22 protein-coding genes are annotated in these 20,050 nt (G+C 75.0%); 13 read left to right on the top strand and 9 right to left on the bottom strand.

Features of this window, described 5'->3' with window-relative positions; translation table 11 throughout:
- Nucleotides 1–52: 52 nt before the first annotated feature.
- Entirely contained in the window at nt 53–1,267 is a 1,215-nt protein-coding gene (locus FXF50_RS12975) for a benzoate/H(+) symporter BenE family transporter (RefSeq protein ID WP_148427558.1), read from the top strand.
- On the opposite strand, the gene FXF50_RS12970 is transcribed toward FXF50_RS12975, so the two are convergent.
- The 5 genes from FXF50_RS12970 to FXF50_RS12950 all read right to left on the bottom strand — a co-directional run bounded on the left by FXF50_RS12970 (nt 1,268) and on the right by FXF50_RS12950 (nt 3,482).
- Nucleotides 1,268–1,543, bottom strand: a complete 276-nt coding sequence (locus FXF50_RS12970) for a hypothetical protein (RefSeq protein WP_148427556.1) — start codon at nt 1,541–1,543, stop codon at nt 1,268–1,270.
- A 22-nt stretch (nt 1,544–1,565) separates the two neighbouring features.
- Nucleotides 1,566–1,931 carry a hypothetical protein gene (locus tag FXF50_RS12965; RefSeq protein ID WP_148427554.1) on the bottom strand — a complete coding sequence of 122 codons (366 nt, stop codon included), beginning with the start codon at nt 1,929–1,931 and terminating at the stop codon, nt 1,566–1,568.
- A gap of 29 nt (nt 1,932–1,960) precedes the next feature.
- A complete protein-coding gene (locus tag FXF50_RS12960) occupies nt 1,961–2,209 on the bottom strand; it encodes a hypothetical protein (RefSeq protein WP_148427552.1) in 249 nt (82 codons plus the stop codon).
- 77 nt (nt 2,210–2,286) lie between these two features.
- Nucleotides 2,287–2,757, bottom strand: a complete 471-nt coding sequence (gene mscL, locus FXF50_RS12955; protein WP_148427550.1) for a large conductance mechanosensitive channel protein MscL — start codon at nt 2,755–2,757, stop codon at nt 2,287–2,289.
- 41 nt (nt 2,758–2,798) lie between these two features.
- Complete coding sequence (locus tag FXF50_RS12950) at nt 2,799–3,482, bottom strand: FadR/GntR family transcriptional regulator (protein ID WP_148427548.1); 684 nt, start codon at nt 3,480–3,482, stop codon at nt 2,799–2,801.
- 49 nt (nt 3,483–3,531) lie between these two features.
- Between FXF50_RS12950 and FXF50_RS12945 the strand changes: the two genes are divergently transcribed.
- On the top strand, nt 3,532–4,824 hold the full coding sequence (locus FXF50_RS12945) for an MFS transporter (protein ID WP_148427546.1): 1,293 nt from the start codon (nt 3,532–3,534) through the stop codon (nt 4,822–4,824).
- A gap of 10 nt (nt 4,825–4,834) precedes the next feature.
- On the opposite strand, the gene FXF50_RS12940 is transcribed toward FXF50_RS12945, so the two are convergent.
- Nucleotides 4,835–5,191: an STAS domain-containing protein gene (locus FXF50_RS12940; protein ID WP_091315546.1), complete on the bottom strand. Its 357-nt coding sequence runs from the start codon at nt 5,189–5,191 to the stop codon at nt 4,835–4,837.
- A gap of 162 nt (nt 5,192–5,353) precedes the next feature.
- On the opposite strand from FXF50_RS12940, the gene FXF50_RS12935 reads away from it, so the two are divergent.
- From FXF50_RS12935 to FXF50_RS12910, 6 genes are read left to right on the top strand one after another with little or no spacing between them, the layout of a single operon-like run.
- Nucleotides 5,354–6,214, top strand: coding sequence for an STAS domain-containing protein (locus FXF50_RS12935; protein WP_148427544.1), 861 nt, complete (start codon nt 5,354–5,356; stop codon nt 6,212–6,214).
- Nucleotides 6,214–6,624 carry an STAS domain-containing protein gene (locus tag FXF50_RS12930; RefSeq protein WP_148427542.1) on the top strand — a complete coding sequence of 137 codons (411 nt, stop codon included), beginning with the start codon at nt 6,214–6,216 and terminating at the stop codon, nt 6,622–6,624. Before FXF50_RS12935 ends, FXF50_RS12930 begins: the two co-directional genes overlap by 1 nt.
- Nucleotides 6,621–7,040, top strand: coding sequence for an ATP-binding protein (locus FXF50_RS12925; RefSeq protein WP_148427540.1), 420 nt, complete (start codon nt 6,621–6,623; stop codon nt 7,038–7,040). The genes FXF50_RS12930 and FXF50_RS12925 overlap by 4 nt, the downstream gene beginning before the upstream one ends.
- Nucleotides 7,037–8,050: an ATP-binding SpoIIE family protein phosphatase gene (locus FXF50_RS12920; RefSeq protein WP_148427801.1), complete on the top strand. Its 1,014-nt coding sequence runs from the start codon at nt 7,037–7,039 to the stop codon at nt 8,048–8,050. The genes FXF50_RS12925 and FXF50_RS12920 overlap by 4 nt, the downstream gene beginning before the upstream one ends.
- Nucleotides 8,047–9,411 (top strand): sensor histidine kinase, encoded by a 1,365-nt coding sequence (locus FXF50_RS12915; protein ID WP_148427538.1) that lies wholly within the window; start codon nt 8,047–8,049, stop codon nt 9,409–9,411. The genes FXF50_RS12920 and FXF50_RS12915 overlap by 4 nt, the downstream gene beginning before the upstream one ends.
- Nucleotides 9,412–9,413: 2 nt before the next feature.
- Complete coding sequence (locus FXF50_RS12910; RefSeq protein ID WP_148427536.1) at nt 9,414–10,952, top strand: SpoIIE family protein phosphatase; 1,539 nt, start codon at nt 9,414–9,416, stop codon at nt 10,950–10,952.
- Between the two features lie 9 nt (nt 10,953–10,961).
- On the opposite strand, the gene FXF50_RS12905 is transcribed toward FXF50_RS12910, so the two are convergent.
- Complete coding sequence (locus tag FXF50_RS12905) at nt 10,962–11,798, bottom strand: AraC family transcriptional regulator (RefSeq protein ID WP_148427534.1); 837 nt, start codon at nt 11,796–11,798, stop codon at nt 10,962–10,964.
- 32 nt (nt 11,799–11,830) lie between these two features.
- Here FXF50_RS12905 and FXF50_RS12900 point away from each other — a divergent pair, with 32 nt between their 5' ends.
- The 3 genes from FXF50_RS12900 (at nt 11,831) to FXF50_RS12890 (ending at nt 15,100) form a co-directional block, all read left to right on the top strand.
- A complete protein-coding gene (locus FXF50_RS12900; protein WP_148427532.1) occupies nt 11,831–12,397 on the top strand; it encodes a TIGR03086 family metal-binding protein in 567 nt (188 codons plus the stop codon).
- Between the two features lie 163 nt (nt 12,398–12,560).
- Entirely contained in the window at nt 12,561–12,980 is a 420-nt protein-coding gene (locus FXF50_RS12895) for a hypothetical protein (protein ID WP_148427531.1), read from the top strand.
- Nucleotides 12,981–12,982: 2 nt separating this feature from the next.
- Nucleotides 12,983–15,100, top strand: a complete 2,118-nt coding sequence (locus tag FXF50_RS12890) for a bifunctional polysaccharide deacetylase/glycosyltransferase family 2 protein (protein ID WP_148427529.1) — start codon at nt 12,983–12,985, stop codon at nt 15,098–15,100.
- A gap of 34 nt (nt 15,101–15,134) precedes the next feature.
- On the opposite strand, the gene FXF50_RS29305 is transcribed toward FXF50_RS12890, so the two are convergent.
- A complete protein-coding gene (locus tag FXF50_RS29305; protein ID WP_187399645.1) occupies nt 15,135–15,293 on the bottom strand; it encodes a hypothetical protein in 159 nt (52 codons plus the stop codon).
- 63 nt (nt 15,294–15,356) lie between these two features.
- Between FXF50_RS29305 and FXF50_RS12885 the strand changes: the two genes are divergently transcribed.
- Nucleotides 15,357–16,298: a threonine/serine dehydratase gene (locus FXF50_RS12885; RefSeq protein ID WP_148427527.1), complete on the top strand. Its 942-nt coding sequence runs from the start codon at nt 15,357–15,359 to the stop codon at nt 16,296–16,298.
- A 72-nt stretch (nt 16,299–16,370) separates the two neighbouring features.
- Here the strand turns inward: FXF50_RS12885 and FXF50_RS12880 are convergent, their stop codons facing one another.
- Entirely contained in the window at nt 16,371–18,467 is a 2,097-nt protein-coding gene (locus FXF50_RS12880) for a S9 family peptidase (protein ID WP_148427526.1), read from the bottom strand.
- 100 nt (nt 18,468–18,567) lie between these two features.
- Here FXF50_RS12880 and FXF50_RS12875 point away from each other — a divergent pair, with 100 nt between their 5' ends.
- The gene (locus FXF50_RS12875) at nt 18,568–20,043 is read left to right on the top strand and encodes an FAD-binding oxidoreductase (protein ID WP_255510012.1); all 1,476 of its coding nucleotides are present in this window, start codon (nt 18,568–18,570) and stop codon (nt 20,041–20,043) included.
- The last annotated feature ends 7 nt before the right edge of the window (nt 20,044–20,050 follow it).

Raw genomic sequence — 20,050 nt, 5'->3', positions numbered from 1 at the left:
ATCGTGCTACATCGGCCCGTTCCGTAAACGGAACGGCGGTGAGGGGGAGAGCATGGCCGGTCGACTGCAACCCGTGCTGGCCGGCGTGGTGACCGCCCTGGTCGGCTTCGCCAGTTCGTTCACGGTGGTGCTCGCCGGGCTCCGCGCGGTCGGCGCGGACCAGGCGCAGGCCGCCTCCGGGCTGCTCGCCCTCTGCGTCGCCAGCGGCTGCTGCGCGGTCTGGCTCGGCCTGCGGCACCGGCTGCCGCTCGCCATCGCCTGGTCCACCCCGGGCGCCGCGCTGCTGGTCGCCACCGGGCCGGTGCCCGGCGGCTGGCCCGCGGCGGTCGGCGCGTTCCTGCTCACCGGCCTGCTGATCGTCGCGGCCGGGCTCGTTCCCGCGCTCGGCCGGGCGGTCGCCGCGATCCCCGCGCCGATCGCCAGCGCCATGCTCGCCGGGGTGCTGCTGCCGCTGTGCACCGCGCCCGTGCGGGCCCTGGTCGAGGTGCCCCGGCTGGCCGGGCCGGTGGTGCTCGCCTGGCTGCTGCTGCACCGGTTCGCCCGCCGCTGGGCGGTGCCCGGCGCGCTCGCCGTGGCCGTGGTGGCGATCGCGCTGACCGCGCACGGGCCGGCCCGGATCGACGCCGCCCCGACCGTGGCGCTGACCGCCCCGGCCTGGACCCTGCCCGCGATCGTCGGGCTGGCGCTGCCGCTGTTCCTGGTCACCATGGCCGCGCAGAACGTGCCGGGCACCGCCGTGCTGGCCGGCTACGGCTACCGCGCCCCGCTGGGCTCCGCCCTGCGGGTGACCGGGCTCGCCACCGCGCTCGGCGCGCCCGCCGGCGGGCACGCCGTGAACCTCGCCGCGATCACCGCCGCGCTGGCCGCCGGCCCGGACGCCCACCCCGACCCGGAGCGGCGCTGGATCGCCTCGGTCACCGCCGGGATCGGCCTCGCGCTGCTCGGCCTGGGGGCCGGCGCGGCGACCGCCCTGGTGCTGCTCTCCCCACCGGTCCTCGTCGAGGCGGTGGCCGGGCTCGCGCTGCTCGGCGCGCTGGCCGGCGCGGTCGCGGCGGCGGTCGCCGAGCCGGACGCCCGGGAGGCCGCGATCGTCACCCTCGTGGTCACCGCCTCCGGGGTGAGCCTGCTCGGCGTGGGCGGCGCGTTCTGGGGGCTGGTCGCCGGCTGGCTCATGCTGCTGCTGTTCCGCCGCCGTCGCGCCACCACGCCACCACCGGCGGAACCGGCGGTCGAGCCGGAACCGGCCGCTCCGGCCCGGGCGGGCTGATCAGGCGGCGCCTTGCGCCTCGGCGGCGATCTCCATGATCCGCAGGCGGGCGCCGGTGACGTTCTCCTCGACCATCCGCCGGAGCGCCTGCGCGTGCTCCAGCGTGTCGAGGACGACCAGCACGTGGCTGAGGTCCGGCTCGTCGTCGTCCGCGCCCCACCAGCCCCGGACGAAGCCCGGGCTCCGCCGGGTCACCTCGGCCATGTGCGCGAACTGGGCGGCCCGCGCCACCGGGTCGGTCGGCGTGCCGCCCTGCTCTCCGATCACCATCCACATGCCGCCCACGGTAGGCGGGGAGTCACTCCTCCGGGGGGAGTTCGGCGGCGGGGACCGTGAGGCGTACGCCGTCGTCGGTCACCGCGGCGATCCGGTCGGCCAGCACGTAGACCGCGCCGGTGCGGGCCAGTTCGGTGGAGACCTTGAGGTAGCCCTCGCGCAGCAGTCGGGCGGCCAGGTCGGCGGGGACGTCCGGCTCCTCGGCGGCCGCCGACTCGATCAGCTCGTCCAGGCTGCTGCCCGGGTCCACCGGGGCGGGGGCCTGCACGGTCACGGCGGCCGGGTCGCCGCGCTGGACGAGATCCACGGTGCCCACCTCGACGCCGGTGGAGTCGACCACCCGCATGCCGGTGGTGACCCGCGAGACGCTGTCCTGCTGCTGGCTCATACAGGCGCGGTTCCCGAGGCGCGCGGGCGCTAAACGGGCGGGGTCCAGCCGCTCGGCGGCCGGGGGGACAGCTCGCGCCAGGTGTCCGGCCCCTCCAGCAGCGCCCGGACCGTCTCCTCGGCCTCCTCGACGCTGGCGTACTCGTAGAACTGGGAGACCCCCTCGGCGCCGCCGGCGCGCTGCTCGACGTGCCAGCGGTCGCCGTCGACCCGGAGGAAGACGTCCCGCCGGGCCAGTCGCCCCCATTTCCCGTTCCACCAGTGCCTGCGCTGCTCCATGCCCGGACTCTATCGAACATGTGTTCGACACGCGTCGGCCCCCGCGGGATTCCCACGGGGGCCGATCGGCTATGGCGTCAGCGCGCGGCCGGGGGCTCCTGCCGGCGGCCGAGCACGTCGTCCAGCGCGCCGCGCTGGGCGGGCGTGCCGTGGTTGCCGGCGAGCAGCGCGTCCCGGATCTCGGTGAGCAGCTTGACCTCCTCGCTGGGGGCCGCGGGCGGCGGCTCCTCGCCGCGCTTGCGCCGCTCGGCGAGCCGGTTCATCGGGTAGACGACCAGGAAGTACAGCGCCGCCGCGGTGAGCAGGAAGGTGATCGCGGCGTTGACGAAGGCCACCCAGTCGAACGGGATGCCCCGGAACTTCGGGGTGGAGCCGCTGAGGCCGTCCTTGCTGCCGGTGATCAGCGCGATGAACACCCGAACCAGCGGTTCGAGGAACGACTTGGTGAGCTGGGTGACCACGCCGGTGAAGGCGGCGCCGATGACGACACCGACCGCCAGGTCGACGACGTTGCCGCGCATGATGAAGTCTTTGAAGCCCTTGAGCATCCGCACTCCCGTGCTGTCCGGTTTTCGGGGTCCGGCACAACCTATGCCCGGGAGGGGGCCTCGAGAAAAGCGCCCGCCTCGATCGCCGCCCGCGCCGGGTCGCCGTCCCGGATGGCGTCGAGCAGCCGGCCGTGGTCCACGTACCGCTCGGGCTCCAGGGCCTCGCCCATGGCCTGGGCGACGGTGCTGCGCAGCGCGGCGCCGACCGAGGCGTAGAGCTCGGCCAGCATGGCGTTGTGCGCGGCGGCCACCACGGCGGTGTGCAGCGCGGCGTCCGCCTCGACGAACTCGCCGACCCGGCCGGAGCGCCACGCGGCCTCCCGCGTGGCGAGCGCGCGGTCGAGCGCCGCCAGGTCCTCGGGGGTACGCCGCAGCGCGGCGAGCCGGGCCGCCTCCACCTCGAAGGCGCGCCGGACCTCGATGACCTCGGCCATCCGGTCGTCGGTGAGCCGGCGGGCCACCACGGGGGCCAGCTCGTCGGTCGACACCACGTAGGTGCCGGAGCCCTGCCGGCACTCCAGCACCCCGGCGTGCACCAGCGCGCGGACCGCCTCGCGGACCGTGTTCCGCCCCACGCCCAGCGCGGCGACGAGCTGCGGCTCGGTGGGGATCTTCGCGCCCACCGGCCACTCGCCGCCGAGGATCCGGGCCCGGAGCTGCTCGATGGTCTGGCGCACCCGGTGACCGCGCGGCGGCACGGCGACGGAATCGACGGCGGGTGTCACCGGTTACACCTCCTGCCGAAATTCATCCCATGATTGTAGGTTCGAGGTCATGACCCCGCCACCCACGTCCACCGCGGCTCCCGTCACCGACGTGCCCACCACCGACGTGACCCCCGGGCCGGCCCCGGCCGCCGCCCCCGCGCCCCCGGCCGTCCCGGCCCACGGCGGCCTGCTGGTCCTGGTCGGCATGCTCCTGGTCGCGGTCAACCTGCGTGCCGCGGTGACCAGCCTGGGCGCCCTGCTCGACGAGATCCGCGACGGGCTGGGCCTCTCCGGCGCGATGGCCGGACTGGTCACCACGCTGCCCACCATCGCCTTCGCCGGGCTCGGCGCGCTCACCCCGTGGCTGGTCCGCCGCTGGGCCGCCGCCCGGGTGCTGGTGGTCGCCATGCTGGCGCTGACCGCCGGGCAGGTGCTCCGCGTGGTCACCGACTCGGCGGCGGTCTTCGTGCTCACCAGCGCGCTGGCGCTGGCCGGCATCGCGGTCGCGAACATCCTGCTGCCGATGCTGGTCAAGCAGCACTTCCCGCGCCGCACCGGGCTGGTCACCGGGGCGTACACGATGGCGTTGACCGTGGGCACGACGGTGGCCGCCGCCTCGGCGGTGCCGGTGGCCCACGCCTTCGGCTCCTGGCGGGCCGGGCTCGGCGTCTGGGCCGGGCTGGCCGCGGTGGCCGTACTTCCGTGGGTGCCGCTGGCGCTACGGGCCCGGGCTTCCCGACGGACGGCGACCCCGGCGGTGGCCGCCGTCGGCGCGGTCCGGGTACGCCCGGCGCGGACCCGGCTCGGCTGGGCCATGGCGGTCTACTTCGGGGCGCAGTCGCTCAGCGGGTACGCGATCATGGGCTGGCTGGCCCAGCTCTTCCGGGACGCCGGCTACGCGCCCGAGGCGGCCGGCCTGCTGCTCGCCGGGGTGACCGCGCTCGGCGTGCCGGTGGCGCTCATGATGCCCACGCTGGCCGGCCGGCTGCCCACGCTGCGTCCGCTGGTGCTGTCGCTGACCGCGTTCTCCACGGCCGCGTACGTGGGCCTGGCGCTCGCGCCGCGCGGCCTCGCGCCGCTCTGGGTGCTGCTGCTGGCCCTCGGCCAGGGCGCGTTCCCGCTGATCCTGACCACCATCGGGCTCCGCGCCCGGACCGCCGAGGGGACGGTGGCGCTGTCCGCCTTCGCGCAGAGCACCGGCTACGTGATCGCCGCGCTCGGCCCGCTGCTGGTCGGCATCCTCTACGAGGCGACCGGGGGCTGGACCGCGCCCATCGGCTTCCTGCTGGTGGCGCTCACCGTGCAGACGGCTGCGGGCATGGTGATCGCCCGTCCCCGGCACATCGAGGACGAGCGCTGAGGTGCGACGGTCAGGAGGAGGCCGGTGTGGGGTCGCCCGCCACGGCCTGCTCCACCGTCGGGTAGGTGTGCAGCACCTCGACCAGGCCACTGACCTCGAGGATGCGGAGCACGCCACGCTGCGGGGCGGCCAGCCGGACCACGCCGCCGGCCTCGTCGCAGCTGTTCTTGGCGCGGACGAACACCGACAGCCCGGTGGAGTCGCAGAACGACACCTCGGCCAGGTCGAACACGAGGCGGTTGCGCCCCTTGTCCAGCAGGTCCGTGATCTGGTCCTGGAGCTGCGGTGCCGTCGCCATGTCCAGCTCGCCCGCGACCGACACGACGACCACGTCGCCGCGCTGTTCCGTGTGCACCGTCAAGGACATTCGTCGACCTCCTGTGTTCGGTGGAACGGTATCCCACGAACCTGGCAGCGTGCAGAACGGGAGCGGAGAAGGGTGCGGTCGATCATTCCTTTGCTTCGTGGCAAGTATTCCCGCAGTTGCCGGTGATAGAGTCCGGCCCGTCCAGAGTTCAGGGAGGTCACAATGGCGTTGAGCGCCGAACAGAGTGGTCGGCTCGCCCGCCTGCTGACCGAGCACGCCGACCGGCTGACCACGCGCTGGACGGAGATCGTGGCCAGCTCGCTGCGCGGCCGGCTCAGCCAGGCGGAACTGTCCCGCCAGGCGGGGGAGCTGCACCGCAGCATGGTCGATGCCGCCGGGCAGGGTCTCACCGACCTGGCCGACCAGCACGGCGGCGAGCTGCGGGCCGTGCTGGCCGAGCTCTCCACCAGCCGGGCGCGGCAGGGCTTCAGCGCCACCGAGACCGCGATCAGCGTGTTCGCGTTCAAGGACGCGCTGCTGGAGCTCATGGAGGAGGACCAGGACGCGGGCACCCTCCGCGACTTCGTCGCCTACTCCGCCCTGATCGACCAGATGGGCCTGTTCACCTTCGAGAGTTTCGTGCGCACCCGCGAGGGCCTGATCGCCGACCAGGCCGAGCAGCTGCTGGAGCTCTCCACGCCGGTGGTCAAGCTCTGGGAGGGCGTGGTCGCCGTCCCGTTGGTCGGCACCCTCGACTCGGCCCGCGCCCAGGTGGTGATGGAGCGGCTGCTCCAGACCCTGGTCGACACCGGCTCGCCGTACGCGATCATCGACATCACCGGCGTGCCGGCCGTGGACACCCAGGTCGCCCAGCACATCCTCAAGACCGTGGTGGCCGCCCGGCTGATGGGCGCCGACTGCATCATCTCCGGCATCCGGCCGCAGATCGCGCAGACGATCGTCGCCCTCGGCATCGAGTTCGGCGACATCGCCACCAAGGCGAGCCTGGCCGACGCGCTGCGCCACGTGCTGCGCCTGACCGGCGTCGAGACGACCTCCCGCCGCGCACGCCGGGAGTCCTGATGGAGCGGGTGCCGATCCTCAAGATCGGCGACATCCTGCTGGTCTCCATCCAGGTCGACATGTCCGACCAGACGGCGATCCAGCTCCAGGAGGACCTCGCGGAGCGGATCGTCGCCACCGGCTGCCACGGCGTGATCATCGACATCACGGCGCTGGACATCGTCGACTCCTTCGTCGGCCGGATGCTCTCCACCATCGCGTCCATCTCCAAGGTGCTGGACGCCGAGACGGTGGTGGTCGGGATGCGTCCCGCCGTCGCCATCACCCTGGTCGAGCTGGGGCTGTCGCTCAACGGCATCCGCACCGCGCTGAACGTAGAGCGCGGCATGGAGCTGATCGCGGCGAGCCGCAGCGACGAGTGGGACGAGGTGGACGTCGACGAGGACGCCGAGACGACGGCGACGCCATGACCGCCGGCGTCGACCTGGGGGTGCCGGCGACCCAGGCGATCAGCAGCGACGAGGACGTGGTCCGGGTGCGGCAGCTGGTGCGTACGACCGCCGTCGCGGTCAAGCTCTCGCTCGTCGACCAGACCAAGCTGGTCACCGCCGCCAGCGAGCTGGCCCGCAACACCCTGATCTACGGCGGCGGGGGCACCGCCGAGGTGGCCACCGTCGAGGACGGCCGCCGGCGCGGGGTCCGCATCGTCTTCGCCGACCAGGGGCCGGGCATCCCCGACCTCGACCAGGCGTTCACCGACGGCTTCACCACCGGCGGCGGGCTCGGCCTGGGGCTCAGCGGCGCCCGCCGGCTGGTCGACGACTTCGACATCTGGACCGTCGTGGGTGAGGGCACCCGGATCACCGTCACCAAGTGGTCCCGATGAACGCCGACGTGGTCGCCGACCACGGTCTCTGGTTCCGCCTGGAGAGCGGCGCCACGGCGAGCGGCGTGCGGCGCGCCGCCGAGCGCCTCGGCCGGCAGCTGGAACTCGGTGAGCAGCGGGTCGCCGACCTGGCGATCGTGGCCGCCGAGGTCGCCAGCAACCTGGTCAAGCACGCCCAGGAGGGCACCCTGCTGCTCCGCCCCGTCCGCCGGGCCGGGCGGGCCGGGGTGGAGCTGGTGGTGATCGACTGCGGCCCCGGCATGGCCGACCTCGCCCTCTCCTCGGCGGACGGGCACTCCACCACCGGCACCCTCGGCATCGGCCTCGGCGCGATCGCCCGGCAGGCGAGCTGGTTCGACGGCTACTCCCTGCCCGGCCGCGGCACGGTGCTCGCCGTCCAGGTCTGGAACGGTCCGGTCCCCGCGCCGGACTGGGCCGGCGCGCTGGTCCGGCCGATGACCGGCGAGCAGGTCAGCGGCGACGGGTACGCGGTGCGGCTGGCCGACGGGCGGCGGCAGGTGCTGGTCTGCGACGGCCTGGGACACGGCCCGCTGGCCGCCGCCGCCACCGGGGCCGCGCTGGCCGCGTTCCGGGCCGCGCCGGCCGGGCCGCCGGGCACCGTGGTGCAGCACCTGCACCGGTCCATCTCGCACACCCGCGGCGCCGCGCTGGCGGTGGCCGAACCGGACCCCGTGTCGGGCTTGCTCCGCTACGCCGGGCTGGGCAACATCGCAGCCATGATCGTGGCGACGGGCGAGCGGCGGCGCGGTCTCGTCTCGCTGCCCGGCATCGCCGGACACCAGCGCCCCTCGGTGCGGGAGTACGACTACCCGTTCCCGGCCGGGGCGACCCTCGTGATGCACAGCGACGGTGTGGTGGACCGGTGGGACCTGGCCGACTACCCCGGCCTGACCGGCCACGCCCCGCTGTTGACCGCCGCCACCCTGCTCCGCGATGCCGGCGTCCGCCGCGACGACGCCTGCGTCCTGGTCGCCCGGGCCGAGTCATGACCCGCCCCGCCGGCCCGGACCCGCTGCTGCAGATGGCGCTCCGGGTGGAGCAGGACATCTTCCTGGTCCGGCAGCGCGGCCGGGAGGTGGCCGCCGCCGTCGGGCTGGAGCACCAGGACCAGGTACGCCTGGCGACCGCGCTCAGTGAGGTGGCCCGGGACCTGCTGCGCACCGTCGACGGCGCCGACGTCACCTTCGTGCTGAACCGGGACGTGCGCACCGGCCAGTCGGTGCTCCGGGTCGACCTGGCCCCGGCCCGCCCGCTGCCCGACGGCCGCTACCAGCCGCAGTCCGGCGCGGTGGCGCGTCTGGTGGACATGCTGGGCGTGGTGACCGAGGGGGACGATACGGTCGTGAGGATGTCCCGACGAGTCCCCGCCAACGTGCAGCCGCTGACGCCGGAGCGCCTCGCCCAGCTCCGGACCGAGCTGGCCAGCAGCGCCCCGGGCACCGCCCTGGACGAGCTGGCCACCCAGAACGCGCAGCTCATCTCCGCCCTCGACGAGGTGCGCAGCCAGCGCGACGAGCTGGAGGTGCTCAACTCCGAGCTCCAGGAAACCAACCGCGGCGTCATGGCGCTCTACAACCAGCTCACCGAGGAGCTGGAGGAGACCAACCGCGGCGTGGTGGCGCTCTACGCCGAGTTGGACGAGAAGTCGGCCCAGCTCCGTGCGGCCAGCGAGTCGAAGAGCCGGTTCCTGGCCAACGTGAGCCACGAGCTGCGCGCCCCGGTCACCGCGATCATCGGGCTGTCCCGGCTGCTCGCCGACTCGGCGTCCGATCCGCTCACCGCCGAGCAGGCCCGGCAGGTGGGGCTGATCCGGTCGTCCGCGGCCGACCTGCTCGGCCTGGTCAACGAGCTGCTCGACCTGGCCAAGGCCGAGTCGGGCCGGCTCGAGCCGAACTGGGCCGAGGTGGACCTGCGCGGGCTCTTCGGTCAGCTCCGCGGCACGCTGCGGGCGCTGGCCACCCGGCCCGAGGTCGAACTGGTCGTGGAGGAGCCGCCGACCCCGGCGACGGTCCGGTCGGACGAGGTGCTGCTCGCCCAGGTGCTGCGCAACCTGCTGCACAACGGCCTCAAGTTCACCGAGCGCGGCGAGGTGCGGCTGCGGGCCGAGCGCCGGGGCGACGTCTGGTCGCTGTCGGTCACCGACACCGGCGCGGGCATTCCGCCGGAGCTGCACGAGCGGATCTTCGAGGAGTTCTACCAGGTGCCCGGCACGACCCGGGTGGGCGGCACCGGCCTCGGCCTGCCGTACGCGCGCCGGCTGGTCACGCTGCTCGGCGGCACGCTGGAGCTGACCAGCGAACCCGGTCGGGGCAGCACCTTCACCGTGGTCCTTCCCGTGGGCGGAGCCTGACGGTGGAGGGCGGGCCGGCGACCGTTCTGGTGGTCGACGACAGCAGTCCGAAGCGGTACCTGCTGGTGAGTTGGCTGACCCGGGCCGGCTTCACGACCATCGAGGCGGAGAACGGCGCCGAGGCGCTGGACCGGGTGCGCAAGGACCGGGTCGACCTGGTGGTGCTCGACGTCCGCCTGCCGGACATGAGCGGTTTCGAGGTCTGCGAGCTGATCAAGGAGGCCCGCCCGTCGACCCCGGTCATCCACGTCTCCGCGCACGCCGTGGACGTGGTGGACCGGGCGCAGGGGCTGACCCGGGGCGCGGACGCGTACCTGGCCGAGCCGATCGAGCCCGAGGAACTGGTCGCCACCGCGCACGCGGTGCTCCGCTACTACCAGGCCCGGCAGCGCGCCGAACAGCTCGCCGAGCGGCTGGCCGCGCTGGCCGACGCCACCGTCGAGATGCACGCGGCGCCGAACTTCGTCCGGCTGCTGGAGGCGGCGGCGTCCGGCGCGGCGCGGATCTTCAAGAGCCCGGCTGCCGTGGTCGCGGAGACGTTCGACGGGGACTGCCTGGCCGGGGTGGCCGCCGGGCCGGAGGCGGCGCCGGTGATCGTGCCGTGGACGGTGGACGACACCGGGCTGCCGATCGGCACCCGGGTCCGGGTCGACGACCCCGGCGCGTGGGACCTGACCGCCTGGCCCGCCGACGACACGGTGACCGTGGCCGCCGCCCGGCTCCGGGAGGACCGCGCCCCGCTCTACGTGGTGGTGCCGACCGCCACCCAGACCGTACGGACCCCGGTGCTGGTGCAGCTCGCCCAGGCCGTCGCGTCGGCGGTCGAGGCCCAGCGCTCCTTCGACCAGGAGCACCGCATCGCGGTGACCCTCCAGCGCAGCCTGCTGCCCCGCCGGCTGCCCGAGATCGCCGGCCTCGACCTGGCCGTCCGCTACGAGCCGGCGAGCGCCCACACCGAGGTGGGCGGGGACTTCTACGAGCTGGTGATGCTCGACGGCCACCTGCTGATGGCGATCGGCGACGTGGCCGGGCACTCCCTGCACGCCGCCACCGTGATGGCCGAGCTGCGGCACGCGGTGCGGGCGTACGCGGTCGAGGGGCATCCGCCGGGCGTGATCCTGGACCGGGTCAACGAGCTGATGCGCACCCTGCTGCCGACCGAGCTGGCCACCATCTGCCTGCTGCTCCTCGACCCGGGCAGCGGACTGATCCGGCTGGCCAGCGCCGGGCACCTGCCGGCCCTGATCAGTAACGACGGGCGGATCGAGTTCGTGCAGCAGTCCGCCCCGCTGCTCGGGGTGCGCGCGCCCCGCCCGCCGGACCTGGAGTTCGTGCTTCCGGCCGGCGCCACGCTGGTCCTCTACACCGACGGGCTGATCGAGCGGCGGGACGCCACCATCGACGAGGGTATGGCGGCGCTCGGCGTGGTCGCCACCCGGGTCGACGACGACCTCGACCGGTTCTGCCAGCGGCTGCTGGTCGAGCTGGCGCCGCCGGAGATCCACGACGACGTCGCGGTGGTCGCCGTCCGCCGCCGGTGAACCCCCGGGTCACCCTTCGGGCGGGGCGGCCAGCGAGCGGGCGTACGCGGCCGGCGACACCCCCGTCACGGCGGTGAACTCGCGGACCAGGTGGGCCTGGTCGGCGTACCCCAGGTCGGCGGCGACCCGGGACCAGTCCAGCGGCCCGGCGGCGGCCTGCTCGATCGCCTCCTGGAGCCGGTAGCGGCGGATCACCCACTTCGGACCGACGCCGACCTGGTCCAGGAAGAGCCGCTGGAGCCGCCGCGTGGAGACCCCGTGCCGCCGGGCGAGGTCGTCGACACGCAGGACGGTGCGGTCGGCCCGGATCTCCTCGACCAGGTCGACGGCCTCGGCGGTGAGCGGGTCCGGCGTCGGCTCCCAGGCGGCGAGCAGGTCGTCCAGCCGGCGGCACCGCTGCTCGTCGGTGCCCGGGCAGACCGGCCCGGCCGCGAACGGCTCGGTGGGGGCGGCGCCGGACGGCGGTGGCCCGGCGGGCAGCGGGAGGCGCCGGCCGGTCAGCTCGGCCACCGGGCGGCCCCAGAACGGGCGGAACCCACCGGGGCGGAACTGCACCCCGGTGACCCGGCCCGTGCCGTGCAGGGAGACCGTGAACAGGCCGGTGTCCACACCGGCGATCTCGCCGTGCTCGGCCTCGCCGGCCTGGGCCTGGAACACCACGTTGACCGCCGGGTGCGGGACGACCCGCTGGTCGAACGGGTCGGTCAGCGCCCAGTCGATGAGCCAGTAGTGCTCGACCCAGGGGCGCAGCGCCGGTGCGGGCAGCCGGCGTCGGAAGTGGACCCGCCGCAGCAGCCGGCCGGGGTCGAGGATCCCCCTGCTGTCCCGCCGCGGCTCGTGTCGCATTTCTTCAAGACCGCCCTCATACGCTGGTCCCTATGACCACGAAGACTAGTGAGCTGCTGGCCGCCGCCGCGCCCAGTACGGCGGCGGTGGTCCAGGGCATCTCCGACGACCAGCTCGGCCTGCCCACCCCGTGCCCCGACTACACGGTGCGCGACCTGCTCAACCACCTCTTCGACGTGGTGGTCAACTTCCAGGACCTGGCCCGCCGGCGGGAGGTCGACTGGTCGGCCAAGACCGACCACCTGACCGAGGGCTGGCGGGACCGGTTCGCGACCGAGGCCGTACGCCTGGCCCAGGCGTGGTCGGACCCGGCCGCGCTGGAGGGCGTCTCGCCCGGCATGGGGCTGCCCCAGGAGACCGTCGGCCAGATGGCCCTCATCGACCTCACCGTGCACGGCTGGGACCTGGCCCGGGCGACCGGGCAGCGGCTGGAGGTCGACCCGTCGGTGCTGGCCGAGGGGCATGGCTTCATGGACCGGATGGGCGACACCGGGCAGAAGATGGGCGCCTTCGGCGAGCCGGTTCCGACCAGCGCCGCGCCCACCACGCTCGACGCCCTGCTCGGCCGGACCGGCCGCGACCCCGCCTGGACCCCCTGACCCGACCGGCCCGTGCGGCCTGCTCTTTTTGCGCGCCAGCACGACGGTGGAGGAGCTGCGCACGACCTGACGTGACGCCACCGCCCCCGGCGGCGCTGTTCGCCTCGGGAGGCCGGGGCGGTCTCCCGAGCCGGCGCGAGCGTGACAGCGGGAGATCAGCACCATGCAGAACCAGCCGGGCGGCGCGCCGCCGGTGTTCGTCGACCGGAGCGGCCGGCGTCGCCGGCTGACCGTGATCGCCGGCACGGCGATGGGCCTCGGCCTGCTCACCAGCTTCGGCCTGATCCTGGCCGGGCTGTTCTTCGACTCCACGGTGCCGTTGCCCGGCTGGTCCGACACGAAGGTGCCGCCCATCGAGGCCGGCGTCGACGCGCCGTCCCGGGGCGGGGAGCGGACCAGCCCGAGCCCCCGGCCCTCGCCGGTGACCAGCACCAGCCCGGCGCCCGTGTCGACCGCGACCCGCACCGCCGCACCCACCCGGACCACCACCTCGGCGGCGCCCCGCCCGTCCGCCACCGTGCCCGGGCAGGGCGACGAGCGGCGGAACACGGCCAGGCCGAGCAGGACACCGGGCAAGCCCTGACCATGGCGCGACACGTCGCCCGCCCCGACCCCCGGGCGCACTGGGTGCTGCTCCTGCTGGGCCTCGTCACCCTGCTCGCCGCGCTGAGCTTCCACGGCCTGGTCAGCGCCGTCGGCGGCGGCTCCGGCCCGGACCGGGCGCCCGCCTCGCCCGCGCCCCGCGCGGTCGCCACCGGCGGGCCGGTGCTGCGGCTGGACGGCCCCACGCCGGTCAGCCGGCGGCTGCCGGCGCGCACCCTGGCGCTCACCTTCGACGACGGCCCGGACCCGCGCTGGACGCCGCAGATCCTCGACGTGCTGCGCCGGCACCACGCCCACGCCACGTTCTTCGTGGTCGGCGCGCGCGTGGACGAGCACCCCGAACTGGTCCGGCGGATCCTCGCCGAGGGTCACGAGATCGGCTCGCACACCTTCACCCACGTCGACGTCACGGCCGCGCCGGGCTGGCGCGCCGGGGCCGAGCTCTCCTGGACCCGCAACGCGATCGCCGGCGTGACCGGCCGCGAGGTGACCCTGTTCCGGCCACCCTTCTCGTCGACCACGGCCGCCATGACCGACGCGCAGTACGAGGCGCTGCGGAACGCCGCCGGCAGCGGTCACGTGGCGGTGCTCGCCGACCGGGACGCCAAGGACTGGCAGCGCCCCGGCGTGCCGGCCATCCTCAAGGCGGCCACCCCGCAGGGCGGCGCCGGCGCGGTGGTGCTGATGCACGACGGCGGCGGCGACCGCGGCCAGACCGTCGCCGCCGTGGACCAGTTGCTGACCCGGCTGAGGGCGCAGGGCTACACGTTCACGACCGTCTCCGCCGGGATCGGCGCCCCCGACTCGATGGTCCCGGCCACCACCGGCGCCCGGTTGAGCGGCACCGCGCTGCGGTGGGCGCAGACCGGCGCCGACTGGCTGACCTCGGCCATGAACCTGCTGCTCGGGGTGGCTCTGGTGCTCGGCGTCGTCCGCCTCGCCGTGCAGGTGGCCTGCGCCCAGCGGCACGTCCGCCGGGTACGCCGCCCCCGGCGCCGGCTGCCCGAGGTGATCGCGCCGGTGTCGGTGATCGTGCCGGCGTACAACGAGGCCGCCAACATCGCCGCCACCGTGCGGTCCCTGGTCGCCAGCGCGTACCCGGCGCTGGAGGTGATCGTGGTGGACGACGGCTCCAGCGACGGCACGGCCGACATCGTCGAACGGATGGGGCTGCGGGGGGTACGCGTCATCCGGCAGGCCAACGCCGGCAAGCCGGCCGCGCTGAACACCGGGATCCGGGCCGCCCGCGCCGACCTGCTGGTGCTGGTCGACGGCGACACCGTCTTCCAGCCGGACACCGTCTACCGGCTCGTCCAGGGCTTCGCCGACCCGACCGTGGGGGCGATCAGCGGCAACACCAAGGTGGCCAACCGGCGCCGGCTGCTCGGCCGGTGGCAGCACCTGGAGTACGTGATCGGGTTCAACCTCGACCGCCGGATGTACGACGTGCTGGAGTGCATGCCGACCATCCCCGGCGCGATCGGCGCGTTCCGCCGTGAGGTGCTGTTCGCGATCGGCGGGGTGCCCGCCGACACCCTGGCCGAGGACACCGACCTGACCATGAAGGTGCTCCGGGCCGGCTGGCGGGTGGTGTACGAGGAGGGCGCGATCGCCTGGACCGAGGCGCCCTCGTCGCTGCGCCAGCTGTGGCGGCAGCGCTACCGCTGGTGCTACGGGACCATGCAGGCCATGTGGAAGCACCGGCACGCGCTGCGCGAGCCGGGGGCCGGCGGGAAGCTGGGCCGGCGCGGCCTGCCCTACCTGGCCGTGTTCCAGATCGTGCTGCCGCTGGCCGCGCCCGCCGTCGACGTCTTCGCCCTCTATGGGCTGCTCTTCCTGCCCTGGTCCCAGCTGGCGCTGGCCTGGCTGGGCCTGCTCCTGCTCCAGGCCGCCACCGCCGCGTACGCGCTGCGCCTGGACCGGGAGCGCTTCGGCCCGCTCTGGACGCTGCCGCTCCAGCAGCTCGTCTACCGCCAGGTCATGTACCTGGTCGTGGTGCAGTCGGTGGTGACGGCCGTGGTCGGGAACCGGCTGCGCTGGCAGCGGATGGTGCGTACGGGCGAGGCGGCGGCGCTGGTGGGCGGGGCGCCCGCCCGCTGATGCGGCGGTGCTGGTCCGGCCCCCGGCCGCGCGGTCAGCGCGTGCCGAGGAGGCCGGCGGACCAGGAGACGGCGAGGCCGATGAGCGCCGAGCAGCAGCAGACGACCAGGGCGGAGGCGACCACACCGAGGATCAGCCAGACGGGCGCGCGTCGGGCCGGCCCCGGTCCGCTCCCCGCCTGCTCCTCGCTCACCCCGGCAGTCTAGGCGCCGGGCGCGGGGCGGCGGCCCGACCCGGGGCGCGGCAGGATGGGGCGATGGAGCTGATCTCGATCGCCGACGTGCGGGCCGCCGCCGAGGACGTCGCGGGCGCCGTGGTGCGTACCCCGCTGCTGCCGACGCTCTGGGACGACGAGCTGTGGCTCAAGCCGGAGAACCTGCAGCCGGTGGGGTCGTTCAAGCTGCGCGGCGCGACCCACGCGGTGGCCCGGCTGGACCCGGCCGCCCGGTCCCGGGGGGTGGTGACCCATTCCTCGGGCAACCACGGCCAGGCCCTGGCCTACGCGGCGAGGGCGTTCGGCGTGCCGTGCACCGTGGTCGTGCCGGAGGGCGCGCCGCAGGTCAAGGTGGCGCGGATGCGGGCGCTCGGCGCGGACGTGCGGCTCGTCCCGCCGGCCCGCCGGCTCGCCGAGGCGGAACAGGTCGTGGTGGACACCGGCGCGGTGCTGGTGCCGCCGTTCGACCACCCGTGGATCATCGCCGGGCAGGGCACCGTCGGGCTGGAGATCGTCGCCGACCTGCCCGACGTTGACGTGGTGCTGGTGCCGGTGGGCGGCGGCGGGCTCTCCTCCGGGGTGGCCACCGCGGTCAAGGCGCTGCGCCCGTCCGCCGCCGTGGTCGGGGTCGAGCCGCTGCTCGCCGCCGACGCCCGGGATTCCCTCGCGGCCGGGGAGGTGGTCGTCTGGGATGTGGAACGCACCTACCGGACCTGCGCCGACGGGCTGCGGACCAACCTGTCCGAGCTGACCCTCGCCCACCTGCGGGACCGGCTCGACGGCATCGTCACCGTGACCGAGGACGAGATCGTCGCCGCGCTGGGGCGGCTGCTGGGCGACGCCCGGCTGGTGGCCGAGCCGAGCGGCGCGGTCGCGCTGGCCGCCCGGCTGTTCCACCGGGACGAGCTGCCGCCGGGGCGTACCGTCGCGGTGGTGACCGGCGGCAACGCCGACCCGCACGTGCTGGCCGCGGTGCTGGGCTGAGACCGTCCCGACCGCGCCGGGGTCCGCAGCGTCGGTGCGGAGGGGCCGGTGCCCGGCCCCTCCGCCGACGGGTCAGGCGCGGCCGAGCCGGTCCAGGATCCAGGCGTTGATGAACGCCTCCTCGCGCCAGGCGTCGTACCGGCCGCTCGGGCCGCCGTGGCCCGCGCCCATCTCGGTCCTGAGCAGGTAGTCGCCCCGCGGGGCGACCGCCCGCAGCCGGGCGATCCACTTGGCCGGCTCGTGGTAGAGCACCCGGGTGTCGTTGAGGCTGGTCACCGCGAGGATCGCCGGGTAGTCCACCGCGGTCACGTTCTCGTACGGCGTGTACGACTTCATGTACGCGTAGACCTCGGGGTCGTCGAGCGGGTTGCCCCACTCCTCCCACTCGGTGACCGTGAGCGGCAGCGACGGGTCGAGGATCGAGGTGAGCGCGTCCACGAACGGCACCTGCGCGACGATCCCGGCGAACGCGTCCGGGGCCAGGTTGGCCACCGCGCCCATCAGCAGGCCGCCGGCCGAGGCGCCCCGGGCGACGAGGCGGTCGCTCGCCGTCCAGCCCGCCTTCACCAGGTGCCGCGCGCAGGCCACGAAGTCGGTGAAGGTGTTCTTCTTGGCCAGCAGCTTGCCCTCGTCGTACCAGCGCCGGCCCAGCTCACCGCCGCCGCGGATGTGCGCGACCGCGAAGATCACGCCCCGGTCGAGCAGGCTGAGGCGGGCGATGGAGAACCAGGGGTCCATGCTCGCCTCGTACGACCCGTAGCCGTAGATGACGGCCGGGGCGGAGCCGTCGCGCGGCGTGTCCTTCCGGCACACCAGCGAGATCGGCACCCGGGTGCCGTCGTCGGCGAGCGCCCAGTCCCGGTGCTGCTCGTAGTCGGCCGGGTCGTACTCCCGCCCGTCCGGGCCGGGCCGGACCGGCTTGCGCCGGCGCAGCACCATCTGCCGGGTGACCAGGTCGTAGTCGTAGACCGAGTCCGGCGTGACCAGCGAGGTGTAGCGCAGCCGGACCTCGCTGGTGCGGTACTCCGGGTTGGCGTCGAGCCCGACGCTGTAGAGCGGCTCGGGGAAGTCGATGTCGAAGTTGTCCCCGCCGCCGACCGGCAGCACCCGCAGGCCGGTCAGCCCGTTGCTGCGCAGCGAGACGACCAGGTGGTTCTCGAACGCGTCGACGGACTCCAGCCGGGTGCCCGGGGTGTGCGGGATCAGCGGCGTCCAGTCGCCCGGCGCGTCCGCCGAGGTGTACGCGAGCGCGAAGTCCTCCGCGCCGTCGTTGTGCAGGATGAGGAAGCGGTGCCCGTGGTGCTCCACCGCGTACTCCACGCCCTGCCGGCGCGGCGCGATGATCGCCGGCTCGCCGGTGGGGTTGGCCGCCGGGATCACCCGCACCTCGCTGGTGATCTTGCTGTGGATGTCGATGACCACGAACCGCTCGGAGCGGGTCAGCTCGACGCCCACCCAGAACCGCTCGTCGTCCTCCTGGTGCACCACCACGTCCTCGCCCGACGGGGTGCCCACCGTGTGCCGCCAGACCCGGTTCGGCCGCCAGGCGTCGTCGACGGTCACGTAGAACAGCGTCGAGGCGTCGCTCGACCAGGCGGTGCCGTAGAAGGTGTCCGGAATCTCGTCGGGCAGCACCTCGCCGGTCGACAGGTCCTTGATCCGCAGGGTGAAGCGCTCGTCGCCGGAGAAGTCGGTGGAGTAGGCCAGCCAGCGGCCGTCCGGGCTGACGTCGAACGCGCCGAGCGCGAAGAAGTCGTGCCCCTCGGCGAGCTGGTTGCCGTCGAGCAGCACCTCCTCGCCGTCGAGCGGCGCGCCGTCCTCGCTGACCGGCGGGGTGGTCTCGCCGTCGCGGACGGCCCGGCGGCACTGCACGCCGTACTGCTGGCCCTCGACCGTGCGGGTGTAGTACCAGTGGCCGTCCTTGCGGGTCGGCACCGACAGGTCGGTCTCCTGGGTGCGCCGGCGGGTCTCCTCGAACAGGTCCGCGCGCAGCCCTTCCAGGTGCGCGGTGCGCGCCTGCGTGTACGCGTTCTCCGCGGTCAGGTAGGCGATCGTGTCCGGGTCGTCCTTGGCGGCGAGCCAGGCGTACTCGTCGACGACGGTGTCGCCGTGGTGGGTCCGGTCGGCCGGAACGCGCTTGGCGACGGGCGCTGGATTCTCGGTGGTCACGGCGTCACGTTACCGGCCGCCGGGCCGCCGCCGGGGTCGCGCGCCGTGCGAACGCGGCGACTCGCCGACAGGTCTTTCGAACATGTGTACGATAACCGCCATGGCGGCTGCAGCGAGTTCCACCGATCGACCCGGAGCCCTCGAGATAACCCGGAAGCTGGCGGAGATCTGCGGCCCGCCGTTCGCCCGCTTCGCCGGCCCCGCCGACGAGGTGGCCGGCCGGACGGCCCGCTGGGTGGCCGTGCCGGGCGGCCCGCACGCCGCGGCCGAGGTGCTCCGCCTCGCCGCGGCGCACGACCTGACCGTGGTGCCGCGCGGCGCCGGCACGAAGATCGACTGGGGTGCGGCCCCCGCGCAGGTCGACATCATGCTCGACACCGGCCGGCTCGCCGGGGTCTGGCACGAGCCGCAGGGCTCCTCGGTGGCCGAGATCGGCGCCGGCACTCCGCTGCGGGCGGTGCAGGCCACCCTGGAACGCACCGGCCGGCGCCTCCCCGTCGACGCGCCGTCCCCCGGGGCGACCCTGGGCGGGGTGCTGGCCGCCGACGAGGCCGGCCCGCTGCGCCACCGGCACGGCAGCCCGTGTGCCCAACTCGTCGGGGTGCGCTACCTCGACGCCGACGGCGAGCTGGTCAGCGTGGGCCTGCCCGGCACCGCCCAGTTCGGGCAGGCGGCCCCGTCCGCCCGGCGGGGCGCAGGTCCGGCCGCCGGCCCCGGTGGCGGTGCGGCGCCCGGTGGCGCCTCGGCCGTCCTCGGCGGGGCCGAGGTGCCCGGCCTCGACGTGGCACGGCTGCTCTGCGGCTCGCAGGGCGGCCTCGGGGTGCTCGTCTCGGCCACCATGCGCGTGCAGGCCGTGCCGGCCGGCCGGGTCTGGGTGTCCCGTCCCGTGTGGACCCCGCTGGAGGTGCACGACCTGGTCCGGGCCGTGCTCGCCGCCCGGCTCGACCCGGCGGCCGTCGAGCTGGACCTGCCCGTGCCCGTGTCGCTGCCGCGCCGGCGGATCCCCGCGTCCCACCCCTCCGTGGCCGGCCGGCCCGACCACCCGGCGATCACCGGCCGCCCGGCGCGGCCCGCCGCCGCCGGCAGCCTCGTCGTGCTGCTGGAGGGCGGTCCGGCCGACGTGGCGGAGCGGGCCGACCGCCTCACCGCGCTGCTGGGCCCCGAGGCCGTGGTCAACCACGCCGCCCCCGAGTGGTGGGGCCGCTACCCGTTCGCCCCCGGCGACACGGCGCTGCGGATCGAGGTGCCGATCAACGACCTGCACGCCGCCGTCTACGCGCTGCGCGACGCGGCCGGCACCCCGGTGCCGGTCCGCGGCTCCGCCGGGATCGGCGCCGTGCACGCCGCGCTGCCCGGCTCACTGCCGCCCGAGCGGGTCGCCTCGATCCTCGCGGCCGTCCGGGGCGTGCTCCTCGCCCGCCAGGGCCGATGCGTGGTGGTGTCGGCGCCGGCGCCGGTCCGGCGCGCCGTCGACCTCTGGGGCGAGCTGCCCACCCTGCCCCGCCTCCGCAACGCCAAAGCCCACCTCGATCCCCACCACCGCCTGGCCCCCGGCCGCCTCCCCGGCGGCCTGTAACCCCCGC

This window comes from Micromonospora sp. AP08 (genome assembly GCF_008085935.1).
Lineage (GTDB): Bacteria > Actinomycetota > Actinomycetes > Mycobacteriales > Micromonosporaceae > Micromonospora > Micromonospora chersina.
Note: the sequence above shows the minus strand (reverse complement) of the source record. Positions and strands in the feature narration are given on the sequence as shown.

What these genes read in the sequence shown, in the direction of transcription:
- FXF50_RS12940 (WP_091315546.1), bottom strand. Translation starts at nt 5,191, where the DNA reads ATGTCCTTGACGGTGCACACGGAACAGCGCGGCGACGTGGTCGTCGTG.
- FXF50_RS12930 (WP_148427542.1), top strand. Translation starts at nt 6,214, where the DNA reads ATGGAGCGGGTGCCGATCCTCAAGATCGGCGACATCCTGCTGGTCTCC.
- FXF50_RS12890 (WP_148427529.1), top strand. Translation starts at nt 12,983, where the DNA reads ATGGCGCGACACGTCGCCCGCCCCGACCCCCGGGCGCACTGGGTGCTG.
- FXF50_RS12895 (WP_148427531.1), top strand. Translation starts at nt 12,561, where the DNA reads ATGCAGAACCAGCCGGGCGGCGCGCCGCCGGTGTTCGTCGACCGGAGC.
- FXF50_RS12905 (WP_148427534.1), bottom strand. Translation starts at nt 11,798, where the DNA reads ATGCGACACGAGCCGCGGCGGGACAGCAGGGGGATCCTCGACCCCGGC.
- FXF50_RS12920 (WP_148427801.1), top strand. Translation starts at nt 7,037, where the DNA reads ATGAACGCCGACGTGGTCGCCGACCACGGTCTCTGGTTCCGCCTGGAG.
- FXF50_RS12925 (WP_148427540.1), top strand. Translation starts at nt 6,621, where the DNA reads ATGACCGCCGGCGTCGACCTGGGGGTGCCGGCGACCCAGGCGATCAGC.
- FXF50_RS12915 (WP_148427538.1), top strand. Translation starts at nt 8,047, where the DNA reads ATGACCCGCCCCGCCGGCCCGGACCCGCTGCTGCAGATGGCGCTCCGG.
- FXF50_RS12975 (WP_148427558.1), top strand. Translation starts at nt 53, where the DNA reads ATGGCCGGTCGACTGCAACCCGTGCTGGCCGGCGTGGTGACCGCCCTG.
- FXF50_RS12935 (WP_148427544.1), top strand. Translation starts at nt 5,354, where the DNA reads ATGGCGTTGAGCGCCGAACAGAGTGGTCGGCTCGCCCGCCTGCTGACC.
- FXF50_RS12885 (WP_148427527.1), top strand. Translation starts at nt 15,357, where the DNA reads ATGGAGCTGATCTCGATCGCCGACGTGCGGGCCGCCGCCGAGGACGTC.
- FXF50_RS12960 (WP_148427552.1), bottom strand. Translation starts at nt 2,209, where the DNA reads ATGGAGCAGCGCAGGCACTGGTGGAACGGGAAATGGGGGCGACTGGCC.
- FXF50_RS12875 (WP_255510012.1), top strand. Translation starts at nt 18,568, where the DNA reads ATGGCGGCTGCAGCGAGTTCCACCGATCGACCCGGAGCCCTCGAGATA.
- FXF50_RS12965 (WP_148427554.1), bottom strand. Translation starts at nt 1,931, where the DNA reads ATGAGCCAGCAGCAGGACAGCGTCTCGCGGGTCACCACCGGCATGCGG.
- FXF50_RS12900 (WP_148427532.1), top strand. Translation starts at nt 11,831, where the DNA reads ATGACCACGAAGACTAGTGAGCTGCTGGCCGCCGCCGCGCCCAGTACG.
- mscL (WP_148427550.1), bottom strand. Translation starts at nt 2,757, where the DNA reads ATGCTCAAGGGCTTCAAAGACTTCATCATGCGCGGCAACGTCGTCGAC.
- FXF50_RS12945 (WP_148427546.1), top strand. Translation starts at nt 3,532, where the DNA reads ATGACCCCGCCACCCACGTCCACCGCGGCTCCCGTCACCGACGTGCCC.
- FXF50_RS12970 (WP_148427556.1), bottom strand. Translation starts at nt 1,543, where the DNA reads ATGTGGATGGTGATCGGAGAGCAGGGCGGCACGCCGACCGACCCGGTG.